Origin of the sequence: Blautia ammoniilytica, from assembly GCF_025566965.1 — a bacterium.
GTDB lineage: Bacteria > Bacillota > Clostridia > Lachnospirales > Lachnospiraceae > Blautia_A > Blautia_A ammoniilytica.
This window is the reverse complement of sequence record NZ_JAOQJL010000007.1, coordinates 130,559-132,173: the sequence shown is the minus strand read 5'-3', so window position 1 is coordinate 132,173 and position 1,615 is coordinate 130,559. Positions and strand designations below refer to the sequence as shown.

2 protein-coding genes are annotated in these 1,615 nt (G+C 33.8%); both read right to left on the bottom strand.

Annotation, left to right across the window (positions count from 1 at the left end; translation table 11 throughout):
- Nucleotides 1-35 precede the first annotated feature (35 nt).
- Nucleotides 36-1,022, bottom strand: a complete 987-nt coding sequence (locus OCV61_RS05270) for a caspase family protein (RefSeq protein WP_158420911.1) — start codon at nt 1,020-1,022, stop codon at nt 36-38.
- 166 nt (nt 1,023-1,188) lie between these two features.
- Complete coding sequence (locus tag OCV61_RS05265; protein WP_006859001.1) at nt 1,189-1,560, bottom strand: TnpV protein; 372 nt, start codon at nt 1,558-1,560, stop codon at nt 1,189-1,191.
- Between the last annotated feature and the right edge of the window lie 55 nt (nt 1,561-1,615).

Here is a 1,615-nt window from a genome sequence, read left to right as displayed (position 1 = left end):
CGTACCGTTTTGAGCAGAAAACGCGTACCGCTAAATCAGAATGAATGTACCGCTGATTTCAGAATAGGCGTACCGTTCGAGCAGAATTTGCAATAATTGCTGTTTAACTGATCTATAGTAGCATCCGAAAACTGAAATCCTCTTTTTGAATAATCTACTCTTGAATATGCACGTAAAATTTTAATAATTGGTATATGATATTTATTATAGGCATCTATATATGGCAAACATTCAATATCATAAATATTATCCGAAGCATTCTCATAAGATTTTCGACGAGCACATATGAATTCATATATTTTCTCATCAGTAACCTGTTCATTGACTGGTTGTGGCGTAACAGAAAAATAAAAGTCTCCCACTAACGAAGAATATTCCCATGAAAGCTGTTCTTCTCCGTATTGGCTAATTGATATTTCTGACACTTTATTTCTAACAAATTTAAACATTTCTTCAATTTTCAAATTTGGAATAAGCATAGCATCTTTTAAAACTTGTGTATATAATCCATTACTACATTGTCCATCAAATGCACTACAGTCAGCGCTTGTAGAATAAGCAATCATAGTACCTTTAGGTGGATTATTAAATGGCGCAAAGCCTGTTAAAAATCCCCTCCCCATAGCAAAAGGATTATCTCGACATGCATCCAATATACATATTAATGTTTTTCCCTTATATGAAGATGCACCTTCTAACAGCGAATTTAAACAATAACAAGAGACCATTGTCTTGCTTTTATCACTTAACTTTAAATCAATAGGAACGATAAAATTTTTACCGTCGATTTGCATACCATGCCCTGCATAAAAAAATACCCCTACAGCATATTCATCTAATGCCTGTAAAAAATCATTAACAGATTTTTGAATATCTATTAAATTTGCATCCATTATTTTTGTAACATCAAAATTTAATTTATTCAAAATACTAGCAATATCGTCAGCATCATTCTTAGGATTATTCAATTTCCCTACATTTGAATAATCAGAATTACCGATTACTAATGCAATTCTATCCATTATTCTCACCTCTGAAATTATCTTACGTTTTATTTCATAATTAAAAATTTTAAATTCATTTCTTAATATAAATTTTAATCTGTTATTTTGATCATACCACCTTCTTAGCCCATTTTATATAAACTCTTACAAACACTGAAAAGCTCCCGAAGGAGCTTTCCACGCTTTAAATATACACTAATTCTTTCAACACAATCTCTTCTGCAGCATTCCGGGCATTATTTACCGCTCTAACCCATTCCATCTGGTCACGAGCTTTCAATTCTTCCGTAATGCCCTGCTTCTCCATCATCTGACTCACCAGAATATCCATTCTCTCCTGTGCTTCATCGTCCACAGTATTCAGATGTTCTGTCAGTCTGTCTTCCAGCATATACAGTGAATACATTGCCGGACGATGCTCTTTCAGATATGTTTTCCGCATCATTCCATATTTCCCATAATGCGGTTCTTCATCTGTACTGACAAGATTCGAATAGTAAATTCCGTCTGCGCCAAGTGTGTAGGTTCCACCCATTTTTTCAAATGTGCTTTTCATGTGTTATTCCTCCTTGAAATCAGCGATGTCCTTAAATCATCGCAAAATATTTCAG

Excerpts from the sequence above, each read along its gene's own strand:
- OCV61_RS05270 (WP_158420911.1), bottom strand. The coding sequence starts at position 1,022 with ATGGATAGAATTGCATTAGTAATCGGTAATTCTGATTATTCAAATGTA.
- OCV61_RS05265 (WP_006859001.1), bottom strand. The coding sequence starts at position 1,560 with ATGAAAAGCACATTTGAAAAAATGGGTGGAACCTACACACTTGGCGCA.